The 17,819-nt window shown below is 42.5% G+C and carries 15 protein-coding genes; 3 read left to right on the top strand and 12 right to left on the bottom strand.

Going from position 1 to position 17,819, the window contains the following annotated elements:
* Nucleotides 1–79 precede the first annotated feature (79 nt).
* The gene (locus B1K52_RS08835) at nt 80–925 is read left to right on the top strand and encodes a MurR/RpiR family transcriptional regulator (RefSeq protein ID WP_077307379.1); all 846 of its coding nucleotides are present in this window, start codon (nt 80–82) and stop codon (nt 923–925) included.
* A gap of 20 nt (nt 926–945) precedes the next feature.
* On the opposite strand, the gene B1K52_RS08830 is transcribed toward B1K52_RS08835, so the two are convergent.
* From B1K52_RS08830 to B1K52_RS08810, 5 genes are all read right to left on the bottom strand, one after another.
* A complete protein-coding gene (locus tag B1K52_RS08830; protein WP_077307377.1) occupies nt 946–1,665 on the bottom strand; it encodes a GntR family transcriptional regulator in 720 nt (239 codons plus the stop codon).
* A gap of 97 nt (nt 1,666–1,762) precedes the next feature.
* Nucleotides 1,763–3,178, bottom strand: coding sequence for a glycoside hydrolase family 1 protein (locus tag B1K52_RS08825; RefSeq protein WP_077307375.1), 1,416 nt, complete (start codon nt 3,176–3,178; stop codon nt 1,763–1,765).
* A 1-nt stretch (nt 3,179) separates the two neighbouring features.
* Nucleotides 3,180–4,508 (bottom strand): PTS cellobiose transporter subunit IIC, encoded by a 1,329-nt coding sequence (celB, locus tag B1K52_RS08820; RefSeq protein ID WP_077307373.1) that lies wholly within the window; start codon nt 4,506–4,508, stop codon nt 3,180–3,182.
* Nucleotides 4,509–4,522: 14 nt separating this feature from the next.
* On the bottom strand, nt 4,523–4,855 hold the full coding sequence (locus tag B1K52_RS08815) for a PTS lactose/cellobiose transporter subunit IIA (RefSeq protein WP_077307371.1): 333 nt from the start codon (nt 4,853–4,855) through the stop codon (nt 4,523–4,525).
* Nucleotides 4,852–5,166, bottom strand: a complete 315-nt coding sequence (locus B1K52_RS08810; RefSeq protein WP_077307369.1) for a PTS sugar transporter subunit IIB — start codon at nt 5,164–5,166, stop codon at nt 4,852–4,854. Before B1K52_RS08810 ends, B1K52_RS08815 begins: the two co-directional genes overlap by 4 nt.
* Nucleotides 5,167–5,450: 284 nt before the next feature.
* On the opposite strand from B1K52_RS08810, the gene B1K52_RS08805 reads away from it, so the two are divergent.
* The gene (locus tag B1K52_RS08805) at nt 5,451–6,512 is read left to right on the top strand and encodes a tetratricopeptide repeat protein (protein ID WP_077307367.1); all 1,062 of its coding nucleotides are present in this window, start codon (nt 5,451–5,453) and stop codon (nt 6,510–6,512) included.
* 351 nt (nt 6,513–6,863) lie between these two features.
* Here B1K52_RS08805 and B1K52_RS08800 read toward each other — a convergent pair whose 3' ends face one another.
* Complete coding sequence (locus tag B1K52_RS08800; protein ID WP_077307365.1) at nt 6,864–8,087, bottom strand: PucR family transcriptional regulator; 1,224 nt, start codon at nt 8,085–8,087, stop codon at nt 6,864–6,866.
* A 229-nt stretch (nt 8,088–8,316) separates the two neighbouring features.
* Between B1K52_RS08800 and B1K52_RS08795 the strand changes: the two genes are divergently transcribed.
* Complete coding sequence (locus B1K52_RS08795; protein ID WP_077307363.1) at nt 8,317–10,323, top strand: methyl-accepting chemotaxis protein; 2,007 nt, start codon at nt 8,317–8,319, stop codon at nt 10,321–10,323.
* A 470-nt stretch (nt 10,324–10,793) separates the two neighbouring features.
* On the opposite strand, the gene B1K52_RS08790 is transcribed toward B1K52_RS08795, so the two are convergent.
* From B1K52_RS08790 to pruA, 6 genes are all read right to left on the bottom strand, one after another.
* Nucleotides 10,794–11,690, bottom strand: coding sequence for a quinate/shikimate dehydrogenase (locus tag B1K52_RS08790; RefSeq protein ID WP_077310551.1), 897 nt, complete (start codon nt 11,688–11,690; stop codon nt 10,794–10,796).
* Between the two features lie 108 nt (nt 11,691–11,798).
* A complete protein-coding gene (locus B1K52_RS08785) occupies nt 11,799–12,974 on the bottom strand; it encodes a GTP-binding protein (RefSeq protein WP_077307361.1) in 1,176 nt (391 codons plus the stop codon).
* 3 nt (nt 12,975–12,977) lie between these two features.
* Complete coding sequence (rpsN, locus tag B1K52_RS08780) at nt 12,978–13,247, bottom strand: 30S ribosomal protein S14 (RefSeq protein WP_077307359.1); 270 nt, start codon at nt 13,245–13,247, stop codon at nt 12,978–12,980.
* Between the two features lie 17 nt (nt 13,248–13,264).
* Nucleotides 13,265–14,467 carry a GTP-binding protein gene (locus B1K52_RS08775; RefSeq protein ID WP_077307358.1) on the bottom strand — a complete coding sequence of 401 codons (1,203 nt, stop codon included), beginning with the start codon at nt 14,465–14,467 and terminating at the stop codon, nt 13,265–13,267.
* A gap of 59 nt (nt 14,468–14,526) precedes the next feature.
* A complete protein-coding gene (locus B1K52_RS08770) occupies nt 14,527–15,537 on the bottom strand; it encodes a CobW family GTP-binding protein (RefSeq protein ID WP_077307356.1) in 1,011 nt (336 codons plus the stop codon).
* Between the two features lie 731 nt (nt 15,538–16,268).
* Nucleotides 16,269–17,816 (bottom strand): L-glutamate gamma-semialdehyde dehydrogenase, encoded by a 1,548-nt coding sequence (gene pruA / locus B1K52_RS08765; RefSeq protein WP_077307354.1) that lies wholly within the window; start codon nt 17,814–17,816, stop codon nt 16,269–16,271.
* Between the last annotated feature and the right edge of the window lie 3 nt (nt 17,817–17,819).

Raw genomic sequence — 17,819 nt, 5'->3', positions numbered from 1 at the left:
AATTTTCATATTGCAAGCGATTACAGTAAATTTATGCTATACTACTGCTAACAATTAGGACGAAAGCGAGCTGATTTTCTTGGCACAGCAAGGTTTAGCGGGCATTCGCTCTCACTATCCGAGATTAAGTGATAAAGAAAAAAAGATAGCCGATTTCATATTGAAACAGCCCGAAACGATCGTACACCAGACAATTAGCCAAGTAGCCGACCACTTAGATGTGGCTGATGCTACGGTATCCCGTTTTTGTAAGCGAATTGGTTATAAAGGCTACCAAGCATTAAAAATTGCATTAGCTCCTGAGATTATTGCACCGAACGAAATGCTGCACGAAGACATCACAGACAGCGATGATGCAAAAATGGTCGCCGAAAAAATTTTTCAATCAAATATACGAACGTTGGAAAACACTTTGCAAGTACTCGGTGAAAATGAGCTTGAACAGGCAGCCGACCTGCTTCTTCGTGCCAATAGAGTTGAATTTTATGGTTTTGGCGGGTCCAATGCGGTCGCAATGGATGCGTATCATAAATTTGTCCGCTCAGGCGTACCTGCCTTCGCCTTTCCTGATGCTCATTTGCAGCTGATGTCTGCTTCGCAGCTGTCTAATAAAGATGTCGCATTTATCTTTTCTCATTCAGGTGCCAGCAAAGATGCTTACCAGCTGCTTCAAACGGTCAAAAAGTCCGGAGCCAAAACAATCGCCATTACTGGGTTTCCAAAATCGCCTATTGGCCAGCAAGTAGATGTCGCCTTACATACAAGCTCCGAAGAAACAGCTTACCGATCGGAAGCACTTGCTTCCCGAATTGCGCAGCTGAGTATTATTGATGCATTGTATGTCACTGTTATTATGCGCCAAAAAGACAAAGCGCAAGCATCCGTGGAAAAAGTTCGGAATGCAATTGCTGCAACAAAAATGTGACCCGTCAGAAAACTGACGGGTCACTTGCCATTAATATTCACTGTTGTAATTTCGAACTTATCGAATCGATGCCTTGCAAAAGAATACTCGAACGCAATGCCAGTATTGAGATAAGCAACCTGCTCGATGACAAGGACAGGCTCTTCTTTCGATAACCCCAATTCTTTCTGATCAAGTTCAGTTGCCTGCTCTGCTCTGATACGGCGGCGGGAACCAGCTACTTTCAATCCTAGTTCCTCCTTCATATAAGCATATACAGATTGATTCAATACTGAAGGTGTAATACCTGGCACCAATGTTATTGGCATATATGTTTCTTCAATAACATGTGGATTATTGTCCACACAGCGCACCCGTATATGGTGATAGACTGAAGTTTCCTCTGAAATAGCTAAATAGGAAGCCACTTCCGGTGTAGGTGCTATTATTTCAAACAAAAGCAGCTTTGATGTGACCTTTTTTTCCTGCATCAGGCTTGTAAAACCAAGCGTTTCATTGGTACCAACATGAATATAGTCAGACTGGAAAGAAGACTGTACAATGAAAGTCCCATGCCCTCGTTTTCGGTAGACAATCCCTTCTGCTGCAAGTACGTCAAGCGCGCGCTTCACTGTCATTCTGCTGCAAGAAAACTCTTCGACAAGGCTATGCTCATCTGGTAACGGCTGATCGAGAGGATAGAACCCTGATTCAATACGATGTCTGATTTCTTCTGATATCGCCTGGTATTTCATATGCATTCCTCCTCTGCTGGTGCCGATCTATTTATGTTAGCTTATCAAAATACTGGTAATACAGCAATTAAGCATAAAATGGCGGCCATATCGGCCGCCATCATCAGAAACCATTTTGCTGCACCACTTTTTTTATCCATTCTCCGCTCTTTTTAACCGTACGTTCTCCGCCTTTTTCAAGATTTACAGATACGAATCCATAACGGTTTTTATAGGCGTTCATCCATGACCAATTATCCATAAATGTCCATAGATGATATCCTCGTACATTCACTCCTTCCTCTAAAGCTTGATGTGTCCAGCGCAAATGATCTTGGATGAATTTAATTCGATAATCGTCTTGGATAATTCCTGAATCGTCACGGAATTTTTCCTCTCCTTCGACCCCCATGCCATTTTCAGAAATAAAACAAGGAATGTTTCCATAATTATCTCGCAAATTAATTAAGATATCATAGATTCCTTTTTCATATATTTCCCATCCACGATGAACATTCATTTTCCGTCCAGGCATCTCATAGGAATCAAAGAATCTATCCGGCATAAATGGTGCATCTGGATGAACAGCATTCTCTTTTGCTTTAACTCGCCGGGGCTGATAGTAATTCACCCCTAGTAAATCAACAGTGTTTGTACGTATAATTGCTACATCTGTTTCTGTATAGGACGGCATATACCCCTCTTCCCGAAGAATGTCCAATAGATCTTTTGGAAACTCCCCTTTCACAGAAGGATCCAAGAATGAACGATTAAAGAACGCGTCTGCAATCCGTGAAGCTTCCAAATCTGCTGGATTGTTGCTCCGGGGATAGGACGGTGTCAAGTTCAGGATAATACCAATTTGACCGTTTTGTTGTTGTTCTCGGTATTTTTGAATTGCAAGGGCACTAGAAAGTTGCGTATGATAGCCAACTTGTACAGCGCGCCTAAAGTCAATTACATTTGGATAATGGAAATCATATAAATATCCACCTTCCACCGGTACAATTGGTTCATTATGCGTGAACCATTTTTTTACCTTATCTCCAAATAGTTCAAAACAGATAGAGGCGTACTCACTATATGCATCAACAACCTCCCTGCTTTCCCAGCCGCCTTTCTCCTGCAAACTCATCGGCATATCAAAGTGGAACAAGTTAACAAACGGCTCGATATCATGATGTAACAGTTCATCAATTACATTCTGATAAAAAGCTACCGCCTTTTTATTTACCGCTCCAGTGCCATTCGGGATTAGTCTCGACCAGGAGATTGAGAAACGAAAAGAATTATGGCCGATTTGCTTCATGAGGCGAATATCCTCTTTATAACGGTAATAGAACCCAGAAGTCTCAGCAGGACCAATCCCATTGTGAAAACGGTTTGGCTCCTGTTCATACCAGTAATCCCATATATTTTGGCCTTTCCCATCCATAGCGGCTGCACCTTCCATTTGTGTAGCTGAGGACGAAGATCCCCACCAGAAATCCTTCGGAAATTCGTAATCTACTTGTTTTTGTTTCTGTTCTGTTACTTCCATATCAAATCTTCTCCTTTGGTGCTTGCATATCAGCTGCACGATTCTTCTGTTCTGCTTCCCGTTCTTGTTTCATATTCATGCGGTCTATAAACTTAAGGAATGGGAACCAAATGGCGAATACAATCAAAACGTTCACGAGTTGCAGTAGGGAACCTGCGATTGAATTCGTTGCGAGGAAACCACTTATAAAAATAGGCACTGTCCAAGGAATCGTAACTCCAGTTGGCGGTGGAACCAAGCCAATTGCCATTGCTGTGTAGCTTACAACCGTCACAATCAATGGTGCGATAATCCATGGCAGAAGAATTAATGGATTCATTACAATCGGCAGCCCGAAGATCACCGGCTCGTTCACATTAAAAATCCCAGGTCCGATTCCCAGCTTGCCGACCTGCTTCATCTGCTTACTTTTCATAAATAAGAGAATTGCGACCAGTACGGCCAGCGTCATCCCTGTTCCTCCTGCTCCAACGAGATAGACTTCGATGAATTGTTTATTAATAATATGCGGTAGTTCTCCATTGCTGGTATAAGCTTGCAAGTTTTCAAGTGACAATGTATTCCAGATTGGGTCCATCACCGAATTGATAATAATCTGTCCATGCAGCCCGAAGAACCAGAGAATTTGAATAAAGAAGACAGCAATCAAAGTAGCTGGCAGCCCTCCGCCAAGTCCCACAAGCGGTGCCTGCACCGTCTTAAAGATGACATCATGCAAGTTTGTATGAAAACCTTGTGTGACAATAATATTGAGTATTAAAAATACTGATAACGTCACAACCGCTGGGATTAAAGCAGCAAATGATTGCGATACAGCTGGCGGTACACCGGCCGGCATATTAATTACGATTTTCTTCTGTGTGATAAGACGATAAATTTCTCCAGAAAGAAACGCGACGATCATACCAAGGAACATGCCTTTAGCTCCCAGCCGATCAACAGCAAGCACATTACTGACTACTTCCCCGCTCTCTGTTGAAACAAAGAATGGGGTCAGTAAAAGAAATGCAGTCAAAGCTACTGCTCCTCCAAAAACAGCTTCAACCTGGTAGCTTTTTGCTAAATAATATCCGATACCAAAGACAACAAATACAGATGCAATATTCATTGTCGCATTTGGCGCAGATCCTAATGACTCCTGAACACCGGCTAGCATTGTTTCACTTAGCACATTATCCAAGAAGGGCAAATTAGCCAGCACGACCATAATAGAACCGAAAATTGTCAGCGGGAATGCCAGCATGAAAGCATCACGCAGGACTCCAAGATAACGATTGTTATTCAATTTACCGGCAATAGGAATTAAGAATTTACTCAATTTATCGAACATGACTGTTTCCTCCCTTATCCCTTCATTTGTTGAAAGATTGGTATCAACTCTTTAATCATTTCTTTCATGGTTAATGTCGACATGAAATGATCTTCTGCATGCAGGAATAAAAGAGACAACTGCTGCTGTTCTCCAGCAGCTTCTTGTTGGACCATTTGAAAATGTACTTTATGCACAAGCGCCAAGTCATCTTCCGCATCGACAAGCATTTTATCAACTTCCTCCATTGAGCCCTCTCGGTAAAGTCGTAAAGCCTGCAAAATTTTGCTTCTAGCATTGCCGCTATGCAAAATCATCTGAAAGCAAATTTGTTCGTTAGTCAGTTCCTCTATCTTCAACTCATTCATGATGTTGCTCCTATCAGACTGATTGCCTGTTTGTATGCTTTCTCCCCATCTGCCATTCCATAAGCCATCATATCGATTACTTCGACTTTGATGCCATATTGCTGGGCTTCTGCAGCAAGCTCTCCTTTTAAGAAACTCATTTGTGGGCCAATTAATACAACATCAGCATTTTCCATCTCTTTCTTCGCTTGTTCCTGTCCAACTGCCCAAATTTCAGCGTCCTCATCAATCGACTTTGCAAACGCTTGCATTTTTGTAACCAAAAGACTTGTGGACATACCGGAACTGCAGGCTAATAAGATTCTATTCATAATAGATAACACTCCTTAAATTTTATTAAAGCGCTTTCAAATGTATTATACCTCTAAAAATTTAAATGTCTAGACATTTAAATAAAAATGTCTAATCTTTTATTACGAACACCTTCACTAACTATTCACTTTAATAATCGGTAAAAGAATATGATATGGTAAACTAACTGTATTCTATCGGGACGGTCACAAAGCTGTTTAACTCCAACAGTAGCTTTGTTCTTCTCTGCCTTGACTCACTAAATGAGCCGTCCAGCATATTAAACTACTAGGAGTAACTACATATGGCTGTTATGGAAAGTACGGAACAATTGATTAGCCTCATGCGGAATTGGCATAAGACAATAAAATCACGTAATCGGAGTAAATCAGCCAATCTTCGTGAAGAAGTGTATGCTGCTTTACAAGCTGGTGATTTTAAAGATGTCGCATGGAACGGCTATTTGCTGCTGGATGCAAGGTATGATTTATTGATGGGCCATGTAGTGCTTGCTGAAGAAAAACTTTTGCAGCTTCAGCCTGATAAGTTGTTTGATCTTCAAGCCTTTTTCTATTATTGTTTCCTGGCCCTTGTAAAGTTTCATAGAAAAGAATACCTTGCTGCAGTCGACCTTTTTGAAAAAGCGGAAAGTTATATGCACGCAGTTAACGACGAGGACGAACATGCCGGACTGCATTATAATAAAGCGATGCAATTCTATTACTTGGATATCAATGCGTTATCCAGTTTTCATTTGGAAAAAGCAATCGCTATATATGAGAAGAATCCAACGTATAAACTGAAGGTGGCGAACTGCAAGTCCCTGCAAGGTTTAAATCAAATTGACTTGCGGGAATTTGAAAAGGCAGAAACCAATCTTGTAGAAGCATTGTCTATTGCTGCAAGCGAAGGTCAAGAAGATTTGGCTGTTGTATGCCAATTCAATCTTGGACTTATGTATCATAAACAGCAAGCAGATGCGAAAGGTATCTCTTATTTGCAGCAGGCCATCGAATACCCTGACCATCCGTTATACATCCAGGCACTGTACACATTAACACGTTCGCTTTATATTCTGGAACGAACAGAAGAAGCGGAGAGTTATTACCGAACAGGGATAGAAGTGTGTGAGGAGAGGAACAACCAGGAGTATTACTGGCAATTCGCCATATTATGGTCGAAATATATCGATCATAACAGCATGAATGACGTATATGGTGCAGCCATCCCCTACTTTAAAGAACACGGCTTATTTCACCTAATGCGCACACACGCACGTGATTATTCGCAACATCTTTGGGATACACAGCAAAGTGACACATTCCCTTACTATCATAAATTATCCTTATCAAACGAATTTCAGTGAAAAGGACGTAATAGAACCTGATATAGATTTGCAGGATGGTATTGAGCCAAGAAAAAATCCAAACGACTCTGTATTTTAATAACAGTATCGTTTGGATTTATTCCATTATAGAGTATAGGAAACTGCTTCGGGAAATATCACGCCGCTAATTTGTGCTAATTGCTTTGATGTAGGAAAACGAAAATAGCGTAGGCAGAATACGTAGACTCCAGCGGGAACAGCGCGGGTCGAAGACCCCGCAGCGGCGAAATTTCCGCGAGGAGGCTGAGGCCGTGCCCGCGGAAAGCGAAGTATTCTGCCGGAGCTGGGCCGGAGCACCGTACAAAAAAACCTAATAACGATTGTGTGTTATTAGCAATCCTTCCTTCTCGTCATCAAATCCAGAAGCAGTTGAAATTTTTGCATGACGTCTGTCATATCCAGCTGTAATGCTTCGTTGATTTGATTAATTCGGTAATTGACTGTATTCGGATGAACAAAAAGAGCTGCGGCAGTCGGCTTGATCTTACAGTTATGCAGCAAGTACAGTTCCAGCGTTTTTAGTAACTCTTTTTTATCATTTGGGTCCAGCTTCTGTATCTTTTTTAGATCTTCACTTTCATAGTCAAGTTCCTTATTTTTATCGGATATTGCTTGCAGATAACGGTAAATATGCAGATCCTTATAATACAACGGTACTGGCCGATGGGTTAATTTCATTGCTTGAATAACTTCTCTTGCCTGCGCCGCGCTTGTTAACATCGCAATCGAGTCGCTGTACACACTTCCAACACCGCTAAGGATACAAGCTCCTTTATCCTTCGCATAATCGCGGATCCTTTGAATGACTTCCCTAGCTAATGCTTCAATCGGTGCATCAGCTTTCTTACCGCCATGGACGATTAATAACGTATCATCCTTGATGAGCACGTGGTGTAATTTATCCTCGAGCTGAAGTGTCGTTTGAGCTACTTGCTGCAAATCATACAGCAGCTGCTCATCCTGCTGCGGCAGTTCAACAGCTGCAACAGCAAAATAATTTGGCAGTACAACACCAAATTCCTTTGCCCCCCACTCTAAATCAGAAGAGCGTTTATACAAATTATTGAAAATATTTTGATAAAAACGATCTTCCTTTTCTTCCTGTTTTAACTTCGACTTCTGGATATCATAAATCAGCCGACCAATATGGAAAGAAATCTCATAAAGAAAATTAACATCTGATGCTGACAGCGGCTGCTCCATTTCCTGTATCCAGACATAACCCATAACACGTTCTTTATGCTTGGCACTCACAACAATACGTGTATTCAACCCAATCTCCGGCATTGCCAAAACGGTGAATGGGCGTTCGTATGTTTTCAGCTTATTCACAATCCCTGCCTCAATAAATCTTTCGTAAATTGGCAGCGTCCATTTCTTTGTGAATATTGTCTGCTGGTTCGCGTCATCAAAATGGTGTATATAGTGCGAATTGTACGCTAGCAAGGTATAATCGGCACTTTCAACGATCACCGGTCTTTCCAGCTCAAAGCTTAGCAAATCGATGACAGCATCCAAATCGTTAATGGATAAAACACGATCGAATAACTCCATAGCTCATGTCCCCTAAGCATTTTCTTCTATCATAACGGACTCTATACGTTTTGCCTAGTCTCTTCCAATTTTTCCAAAAGAAATAAAGAATTTAATATAAATCTCATTAGAAAGCGTTATCTTCTTTTTTAAATGAATTTTATAGCTAAAATGTACTACATATTCCTTTCTTCCTACCGATAATAATGTGTAGCCAGTAATACAGCACAGAGAGGAATAAAAGATATATATGGAAGAAACAAAAAAGAGAGGTAATTTCTTTACCCGAAAAATTTTACGCAAGATCATTTATCCGATTGTTGCGATGTTTATTTTATCAGGACTCGCAACTGCCTATTTCGGTTACCAATTCAGCCGCACGACGATGCTGGAATCTCAGACAGAACAAATGAAAGATCAAACTGTTGTGCAGTTAAACAGTATTTACGACTTATTCCTTGAGAATATTGAATCTAGTCTGGACAGCATTAGTAAGATGCAATCACTACGAAATAACAATATGGACAGATTGGCTGCAACATTAGAAAGTTATGCAAAAGATAATGACAATATCGAGTCACTTTTCTATCAGCCAATTGATGGAGAAATGCTATCTTATCCAGAAACTGCTCTTCCGGAGGACTTTGACCCAACAACACGACCGTGGTACAAACTTGGTTTAGAGCTACAAGAAAAACCCGGCTACACGGACCCATATGTATCAAAAACCACAGGCGAACAAGTCGTCGATGCGGTTCAGCCTATCTTTGACAATAACAACCAGTTAAAAGGAATGCTGATTGTTGAATTTAAACTTTCTTCATTGAGAAAGCTTACCGAGCAAGTGCAGGTAGCAGAGACAGGCTATGCTGTTGCTTTTGATTCCTCAGGTCATTTCCTTTCTCATCCGAATGAAGAGTATCTAGGAACAGATGCGACGGAAAATGACTTCTGGGAAAAAATGATGGCTTCAGGTCGCTCTGGAATTGTCCATTATGAATTCGAAGGCGAAAATCGCGCACTAGCCTTTACAACAAATGACCGCACTGGCTGGACAATTGCAGCAATTGTACCGACAAAAGAATTCAGCGACTTAGCAAGCGGGATCATCCTACCCCTTGTAATCACCGTACTTGTCGTTCTTGCAATAGCAATTCTTGTTACATTCTTCGTCGTCAATTCTGTCGTACGACCTATTCGGGCACTTCGCGATAAGATGAAGCATGTAGAAGATGGTGACCTGACTGTTCGAATGGATACAAAATCCAATGACGAGATTGGCGACCTATCAAACAGCTTCAATACAATGATTGGCAACATACACGGCATGATGCAGCACAATACTGAGATTTCTGCTAATGTGCAATCTGCATCCCAAGCTTTGTCTGCTAATGCGGAAGAAAACGCTGCAACGTCTAGTGAAGTAGCAGCAACAATGGAAGAGATTTCGGCTGGGACGCAAAGCTTGGCAGAAATCATGGAACGCAATGCCGTTGCAACAGAGGCTCTCTCTCAGAATATAAAATTAGTAGAAGCACACAATCAGCAAGTGTACGAAGAAGCGCTTGTTATGACCGAGTCTGCTAAAGTCGGTGGCTCACAAATGCAAGACTTAATCGTGCAATCGAAGGATGCTATTGAAGCTACTGGTAAGATCGAAGCAGCTGTTAAAAGTCTGCAGCAGAAATCCAGCAATATTGGCGGTATTGTGAATACGATCACCGACATCGCTGGGCAAACGAACTTGCTCGCTCTTAATGCAGCAATTGAAGCAGCACGTGCTGGTGAAAGCGGAAAAGGCTTCGCTGTCGTAGCAGATGAAGTTCGCAAGCTAGCAGAACAAACGGAAACAGCATTACGTGATATAGCATCTATCGTACAAGAGATTCAATCGGAAACAGCTGAAACAGCAGCTTTCGCTTCCAAAACTGGTGACGTAGTAAGAGGCCAGGAAACGGCTGTAAATAGTACGAAAGAAATCTTCATTCAGATCCAAGAGGCAATCGCCCACAATATGGAGCTGACTGCACAAACGAAGGAAGAAATGAAGTCCATGATGGAACGGGAAGCAACGCTCGCAACAAATACTGGTGAAATTTCAGCAATCAGCCAGGAAACGGCTGCCGGCACAGAAGAGATCACGGCTTCCGTAGCGGACCAAAGCCAATCAATGGAACAATTGAAAGAACTCGCTGAAAAACTAGAAGCAGATTCCAATACGCTTCAAGAACAGCTGCAGCAATTTAAATTGTCATAACAAAATTATGATTTAAAACAAAGAAGGAGGCTGGGACATAACTGTTTAAGCTATTTAAAAATCCAAACAATACTGCACTTAACAGCAGCATTGTTTGGATTTTTTGCATTGAAAAGGAGGACGAGAGCATCGCTTCGGAAATACACTCCGCTTTCCTGCGGGCGGCTGGTGAGCCTCCTCGTGCAAAAAGCGCACTGCGGGGTCTAACCTAGCCTTCCTCCCGCGGGAGTCTCCGTGTATTTCCTACGCTGATTTTTTCATGGGAAACATTCACTAGTGTAGACAGAATACGTAGACTCCTCGAAAAAGTATAGCGATTTACTTCTCGGTGTCAAATTCAAAAGCCACTCTTGGCCGACGATAACAGCTATAGTAAGAAAGCAGCAGGTCAGAGGGCTGCAAAGTATGAATCTAGTCATCGTTCGCTTTTAGGATGAATTAATCTTGTTTTGTTCCAAGGACTTTTTCTATCATTTGCACCCAAACATTATCTCTCTAATCTGTTCCACCGGCATATCTTCTCCTGTGAATAACTTATATGCTAATGCTCCCTGCCAAAGAACCATGCCTAAGCCATTTATTGCTGTAGCCCCAGCGGCTTCTGCTTGTGCGAGCAATTTGGTTTTCATCGGGTTGTAGACTACATCACTCACAGTCAAATCAGCCCGCAGTACATCTAGCATACCATCCAAAATACTAGATTCATCATGTGGCTTCATTCCTAAACTTGTTGCATTTGTTAGAATAGCACTCTCGGAGATTTCTTTTCGAAGCGCAGTTTTATCTTCGAATGGAAAAACAGTTGCCGTTACACCGAACGCTTTCATCTCCCTGTTAATAAACGATACATTGTCTTCGGCATTTGCAAAGAGACTGTCTTGTCTGGCAAATACACTGAGTTCTTTTATTCCTGATTGTGCTAACTGAATGGCGATTGGAGCGGCCACCCCGCCCGATCCGACAAGTGTTACCTTGATTCCTTCCAGAGGTACGGCCTGTTCTTTTAAATTCATCACATATCCCAAACCATCCGTATTATAGCCGATTAGTTTTCCATCTTGATGGACAACTGTATTGCTTGCACGAGCCAGTCTAGCCGAATCATCCAGCTCGTCCAAGTACTGCAGAATTGCTATTTTGTTCGGCATGGATACATTAAACCCTGCTGCACCTAATGCTTTCATTCCTTCCACAGACGCACACAAATCTTTCCTTCCAACATCAAAAGCCAAATAAGCATAATTCAGACCACTGATTGTGTAGCCTAAATTATGCATAGCAGGTGTCATACTATGACCGATCGGTGACGCAAGCAACCCTATTAACGTCGTTTTACCATTAATTTGAGCAAGGTTTTTATCTTTTATGACCAATTAGGAACCTCCAATATAAGATAATATTTTCCCTGGCTTACTAATACCCTATTGTTTGGAGGTTTCTCTCATGCCTTTATCTTATTAAGAGAACAGTAGCTGCTAAACAAAAGCAGGCAGCGGATCTTCGAATGCAGGGAAATCTTGCTCCATTTCCTTATCCGTTAACAAACACAGATCCAGCTCATGCGTGATTTTCTCTTTATTCATCCTAATGCCGATAAACACGATCTCCGTCATTTTGTCGCCATAAACAGGATGCCATCTGCTATTCAAATCGGGATCCTCTGCACGCAGCTGTTTTTGTTCTTTTTCCGAGTACGTCACCACCCAAGGACCAGCAGCTTCCAGCGTCAGTGATTGCCCAGCTTGTGATAGTAAACCACTCGTGTCCGGACGTGAAGCCAGCCAGAAAAATCCTTTTGATCGTACCACTTCCGTTGGCCACTGCTCCAGCCAATTCTTCCAACGCACGGGATGAAACGGACGTCTGCTTCGATAAACAAAAGATGCAATACCATACTCTTCTGTCTCCGGGATATGTTCTTTGTTCAGTTCTTTAATCCAGCCGGCAGACTGACTTGCTTTTTCAAAGGAGAACATGTTTGTACCAAGCACCAGGTCTGGATTGATTTCGCCATAAGTTGTCTGATGTATTGCTGCGTCTGGATTCAATGTTTGCAGCAAGCTGTACAGCTGGTTAACTGCCTCCTGTTCCAGCTGATCCATTTTATTGAGCAGAATTACATCGGCAAATTCAATCTGATCAAGCAGCAAATCGGAAATTTCCCGTTCGTCTTCTTCGACTGCTTCTTGCTGTCGATCTAACAGTGTTTCTCCTGATTGATAGTCGTGCCAGAAGCTGCCCCCGTCCACAACCGTCACCATCGTATCCAAACGGGTTTTGGCAGACAAATCAATGCCCAGCACATCCTCTTGCAGCGTAAAGCTTTGCGCTACAGGAATTGGTTCAGAGATTCCCGTGGATTCTACAATAATATAATCTATATCCAAATCAGCGAGCTTATCAATCTCGACAATTAAATCTTCTCTTAACGTACAGCAGATGCAGCCATTCTCCAGCTGAATCAGTTTTTCATCTGTACGTTTCAGCCCGCCTTGTTCTACTAACTGGGCATCGATATTAATTTCACTCATATCATTCACGAGCACACCTATTTTTACATGCTGCTTGTTGGAAAGCAGATGATTTAACAGTGTTGTCTTACCTGCCCCTAAATAACCACTGAGCACGGTTACAGGTATTTGTCGTGTCATGCTTTACCAGCTCGCCTTCTTCACTCCCGGAATTTGCCCTTTATGTGCATACTCACGAAATTTAATACGGCTCATGCCAAATTTACGCATATAACCGCGCGGTCGTCCGGAGATTTCACAGCGGCTCTTTAATCTGGTTGGAGATGAATCACGCGGAAGTTTTCGCAATGCTTCATAGTCTCCCTTTTCTTTTAACTCTCTGCGCAGCTCTGCATATTTTGCTACCATTTCTTGTCGTTGCTTCTCTTTCGCTACTTTTGATTTCTTAGCCATTTTCTATTCCTCCTAATTTAATTTGCAGTTTGAATATTCCATTGAAATGGATCTGGCAGTTGTGACCAATCACCTGCAAGTTCTGTTTCGGTCAATAAACAGCGATCTAATTCTTCTGTGATCTCTTTTTGATCCAAATCGGTTCCTATGAAAACAAGCTGTGTCATCCGGTCGCCATACGTTGGATGCCAGACTTTATCCAGTGATGGATTCTCCCGGCGTAAAAATGCTTGCCGATCTTCATCCAGCGTGGCAACCCAGTAAGAAACCGGCTCCATATTTGCTGCTGGTCCTGCCTGAGAGAGCAGCAAAGCAAATTGATTACGCGTCGCACACCAAGTAATACCTTTAGAACGGACAATATTCTCCGGCATCGTCTCGACAAACTGCATAAAACGCTGAGAATGGAACGGATGCTGGCGGACGTAAGTAAATGATCCAATTCCATATTCTTCGGTTTCTGGTGTGTGCTGCTCTGGTCCATTTTCTAATTCTTTCAGCCAGCCTGCGGAAGCACTGACTTTGTCAAAATCAAAGGATGCTGTGAACAAAATCTCTTTGGGGTCAATTTTCCCATGTGTTGTTTCAATGATTTTTGCTTCTGGCTGTAATAGACGAAGTACGTGTTTCAATTCTTTGAGCTGTTCTGCCTCTACAAGGTCGCATTTGTTTAAAATTAATACATTGCAAAATTCAATTTGATCGAGCAGCAAATCAGCAATTTCTCGTTCATCGTTTTCCGCAACTTCCTGCTGCCGATCCAGCAGGCTCTCTCCAGAACCAAAATCATGCCAAAAACGATTTGCGTCCACTACTGTTACCATCGTATCCAGTGTTGTAAAATCGGAAAGGTTGATGTTCGACTGTTCATCAATGTACGAAAACGTCTGTGCAACAGGCACTGGCTCACTTATCCCACTAGATTCAATCAAGATATAGTCGAACTTGCCTTCTTTCGCCAGCTTTTCTACCTCAACGAGTAAATCATCACGTAACGTGCAGCAAATGCAGCCATTGGACATCTCAACTAGCTGTTCATCGACACGTGACAGCGTGCCTTCATTCTCCACTAGACCAGCATCAATATTGATTTCGCTCATGTCGTTTACGATAACCGCTACTTTCAACCCATCTCGGTTATGCAAAACATGATTCAGTAATGTTGTTTTGCCAGCACCTAAATATCCGCTCAGCACGGTCACGGGGATTTTCTTTTCCATACCTTCACCTCAATGTGTAATTATTACGATTTAAAATCAACTAAATTTTTTTTACTCATTTAAGCACCTTTAGATTGGAGCTCGTCCAAATCACCTAGACAAAATGCAAATCCCATCTGTAATTCTTCTTCATTCAAATCCTTGCCGATAAAAACAAGCTCACTTTGTTTTGCTTCTCCCTGCTTCCACTCTCGGTCCATATTGCTGGCAAAAAGCATATGTACACCTTGAAACAGAACACGACGCTTCTCCCCTGCCACATGAAGTATACCTTTATACCGGAAGAGACTTTCACCCTTCACTTGGACTAAATACGAAAACCATATATCCAGACGCTTGGAATCAATTGGACGGTCGTCTCTTAACACAATCGCCTGAATATCATCATGATGGTGATGATGGTGCTGCTTGAGGAAATTTGGACGAATGTGGAGTGTGTGATCGAGCGAAAAACTGTACACATGCAACAGTTTATCTAGCGGTACATCACTGTTTTGTACGTCATATATTTCTGCCTCTGGGTTCATGTGCTGCATTCGCAAGATTAATGCATCTCGTTTGTCTTGTGAAACCAGATCTTGCTTATTCATAATGATTCGATCGGCAAACGCAATTTGCTCGCGCGCAATCTCATGTTCTGTAAGCTGCTTCTCTATGTGCAAGCTATCCACTACTGTACTCACGCAATCTAATTCGAACCAATAGCGCATCACATCATCCATTAAGAATGTTTGAATCACAGGAGCTGGATTGGCTAATCCTGTTGTTTCAACAATTACCCTTTGCAGCTTTGTTCCTTCTTGATGCGCACGTACAAGCAGATCTTTGAGTATTCTGATTAAGTCACCACGCACATTACAACAAATACAGCCATTGTTGATTTCAATAATCTCTTCTTTTGTTTCTTCTACAAATTTACCATCAATACCGGTTTTGCCGAACTCATTGATAATGACAGCTGTATTGCTGCTGCGCACATCGAGCAGTATTCGATTTAATAACGTTGTCTTTCCAGAACCAAGAAACCCAGTAATTATGGTTACTGGAATTTTCTTTTGCTCGTCCGCCATGTTACACCTCACCTTTTCAATTCGTAACGGTTACGATTTATATCGTACAACAAGCATTCCCCGTTTGTAAAGTCAAAGTCAAAAAAATAATGCGTAAGATAAGTTTACAAAGTGTTTGTTAGATTAATGAAGAGTCTGTAAAATTGGTTTTAATATATCCTAGCTCGGGTATAATCAAGGGTGACTACGAAAAGGAGAGAATAGAAATGAAAAGCAAATTAGACGAAACACCGAAAGTAATTCACTGCAAGGATGACGCAGAATTCAGAGACTGGCTCACAAGATTGAGTGACGATCCAGAGAACGAAGAAGAGTTAGACGGTTAACCCCCTTCTCCTCTATCTTCCTTCTTTTTTTATATCTTCTAAAAAAAGCGTGCCCACTGGGCACGCTTTCCTCATTTTTGGACAGGTTATTTTTCGATGGAGTGCTGTCTAGCTGCAAAAGCCAGGAACTACGCTGTAAGCGGTCTTTTCCGCTTTTCTTTGATGTCTAGCTACAAAGACCAGAAACTGCGCTGTAAGCAATGAATCCCTATGTGGGAAATTCGCCCACTCCGGGCTCCCTTGCTTATTCCTCCGTTTCTAATCGGTTTTCTACGCTTTTCTTTGATGTCTAGCTCCGAAAACCAGAAACTGCGGTATAAGTGATGAATCCCTATGTGGGGAAAATCACCCACTCCGGGCTCCCTTGCTTACCGCTCCGTTCCTAAGCGGTCTTTTCCGCTTTTCTTAATACATTTCACTTACTGTCTTTGCTAGCATATGCAGTTGCAGATAGTCTGGGCCGCCGGCTTTGGAGTCGGTGCCGGACATCTTGAAGCCGCCGAATGGGTGGTAGCCTACGATGGCGCCGGTGCAGTTGCGGTTGAAGTATAGGTTGCCGACGTGGAATCGCTGTTTGGCGTATTCGATGTGGTCGCGGTTATTCGTGATGACCGCACCAGTCAAGCCGTACTCTGTGTTATTTGCTACATCAATGGCTTCTTCAAAGCTGGATACTTTCGAGAACCCTAGTACTGGTCCGAAGATCTCTTCTTGCATCAATCGGGATGTTGGTGACAAGTCAGCGAAGATGGTCGGCTGGATAAAGAAGCCTTTACTGTCGTCACTGGACCCGCCGCTAACGAGTTTTCCTTCTTCTTTGCCGACTTCGATATAATCAGTAATTTTATCAAATGAAGCTTGATCGATGACTGGCCCCATGTACACATCGGCACTTTCCGGAGCTGCGGTAATGCGAGACTCCGTGATTTCGATGACACGCTGCAGTACAGCGTCATACACTTTTTCATGCACAACAGCTCGAGAGCCAGCCGAGCATTTTTGACCGGCGAATCCGAATGCTGATACAGCAATCGCATCTGCAGCAAGTTCGATGTCTCCATCTTCGTCCACAACAACCGTATCTTTTCCGCCCATCTCTGCGATAACTTGTTTTAGATGCTGCTGTCCAGGCTGTACTTTAGCTGCTTTTTCGATAATACGTGTACCAACATCGCGCGATCCAGTGAAAGTAATGATACTCGTTTTTGGATGCTCTACTAGATAATCGCCAACTTCGGAGCCGCTTCCTGGCACGAAATTGATTACGCCCTTCGGCACACCCGCTTGCTCAAGCACGTCGACAAACTGTGCTGCGATAACTGGTGTTGCACTTGCCGGCTTCAAAACGACGGTATTACCTGTGACGAGCGGTGCGACGGTTGTTCCTGCCATGATTGCAAACAAGAAGTTCCACGGTGAAATAACGACAGTAACACCAGTCGGCGTATAAACATAACGGTTCGATTCTCCTTCACGAGATAAAATTTCTTTACCTGGTGCAAGCTCCATCATCTGACGGGCGTAATATTCCATAAAGTCAATCGCTTCTGCTGTGTCGGCATCTGCTTCTTTCCAAGGCTTACCGGCTTCCTTTACAAGCAAAGCAGAGAAATAATGTTTTTTACGCCGAACGATTGCTGCCGCTCGCATGAGAATGTGCGCGCGCTCTTCTGTCGTTGTGTAGCGCCATGTTTCAAACGCTGTCGCTGCTGCTTCAATGGCACGTTCTGCATGTTCTTGAGAAGCCTTTGAAACCTCTCCGACTACTTCTTCTTTATTTGCTGGATTAATGGAGACGATTTTTTCATCAGTCGTTACCTTTTCGCCGTCGATGACAAGGGGGTACTTGTTTCCCATCACATGTTGTACCTGTTTCAGCGCCACTTGGAAAGCCTGCTGCTCTTGTTCCTGTGTAAAATCAGTGAACGGTTCGTGTTTATAAGGTGTTGTCATGAT

Source organism: Terribacillus halophilus, from assembly GCF_900162685.1.
GTDB classification, from domain to species: Bacteria; Bacillota; Bacilli; order Bacillales; family Amphibacillaceae; genus Terribacillus; species Terribacillus halophilus_A.
The sequence above is the reverse complement of the archived record's forward strand: the minus strand, read 5'-3'. Positions and strand labels throughout refer to the sequence as shown.

Bases quoted from the DNA above. Each gene is read 5' to 3' on its own strand.
- B1K52_RS08770 (WP_077307356.1), bottom strand. From the start codon at position 15,537: ATGGCGGACGAGCAAAAGAAAATTCCAGTAACCATAATTACTGGGTTT.
- B1K52_RS08775 (WP_077307358.1), bottom strand. From the start codon at position 14,467: ATGGAAAAGAAAATCCCCGTGACCGTGCTGAGCGGATATTTAGGTGCT.
- pruA (WP_077307354.1), bottom strand. From the start codon at position 17,816: ATGACAACACCTTATAAACACGAACCGTTCACTGATTTTACACAGGAA.
- B1K52_RS08825 (WP_077307375.1), bottom strand. From the start codon at position 3,178: ATGGAAGTAACAGAACAGAAACAAAAACAAGTAGATTACGAATTTCCG.
- B1K52_RS08830 (WP_077307377.1), bottom strand. From the start codon at position 1,665: ATGCATATGAAATACCAGGCGATATCAGAAGAAATCAGACATCGTATT.
- B1K52_RS08785 (WP_077307361.1), bottom strand. From the start codon at position 12,974: ATGACACGACAAATACCTGTAACCGTGCTCAGTGGTTATTTAGGGGCA.
- B1K52_RS08810 (WP_077307369.1), bottom strand. From the start codon at position 5,166: ATGAATAGAATCTTATTAGCCTGCAGTTCCGGTATGTCCACAAGTCTT.
- B1K52_RS08815 (WP_077307371.1), bottom strand. From the start codon at position 4,855: ATGAATGAGTTGAAGATAGAGGAACTGACTAACGAACAAATTTGCTTT.
- celB (WP_077307373.1), bottom strand. From the start codon at position 4,508: ATGTTCGATAAATTGAGTAAATTCTTAATTCCTATTGCCGGTAAATTG.
- B1K52_RS08795 (WP_077307363.1), top strand. From the start codon at position 8,317: ATGGAAGAAACAAAAAAGAGAGGTAATTTCTTTACCCGAAAAATTTTA.
- rpsN (WP_077307359.1), bottom strand. From the start codon at position 13,247: ATGGCTAAGAAATCAAAAGTAGCGAAAGAGAAGCAACGACAAGAAATG.
- B1K52_RS08805 (WP_077307367.1), top strand. From the start codon at position 5,451: ATGGCTGTTATGGAAAGTACGGAACAATTGATTAGCCTCATGCGGAAT.
- B1K52_RS08800 (WP_077307365.1), bottom strand. From the start codon at position 8,087: ATGGAGTTATTCGATCGTGTTTTATCCATTAACGATTTGGATGCTGTC.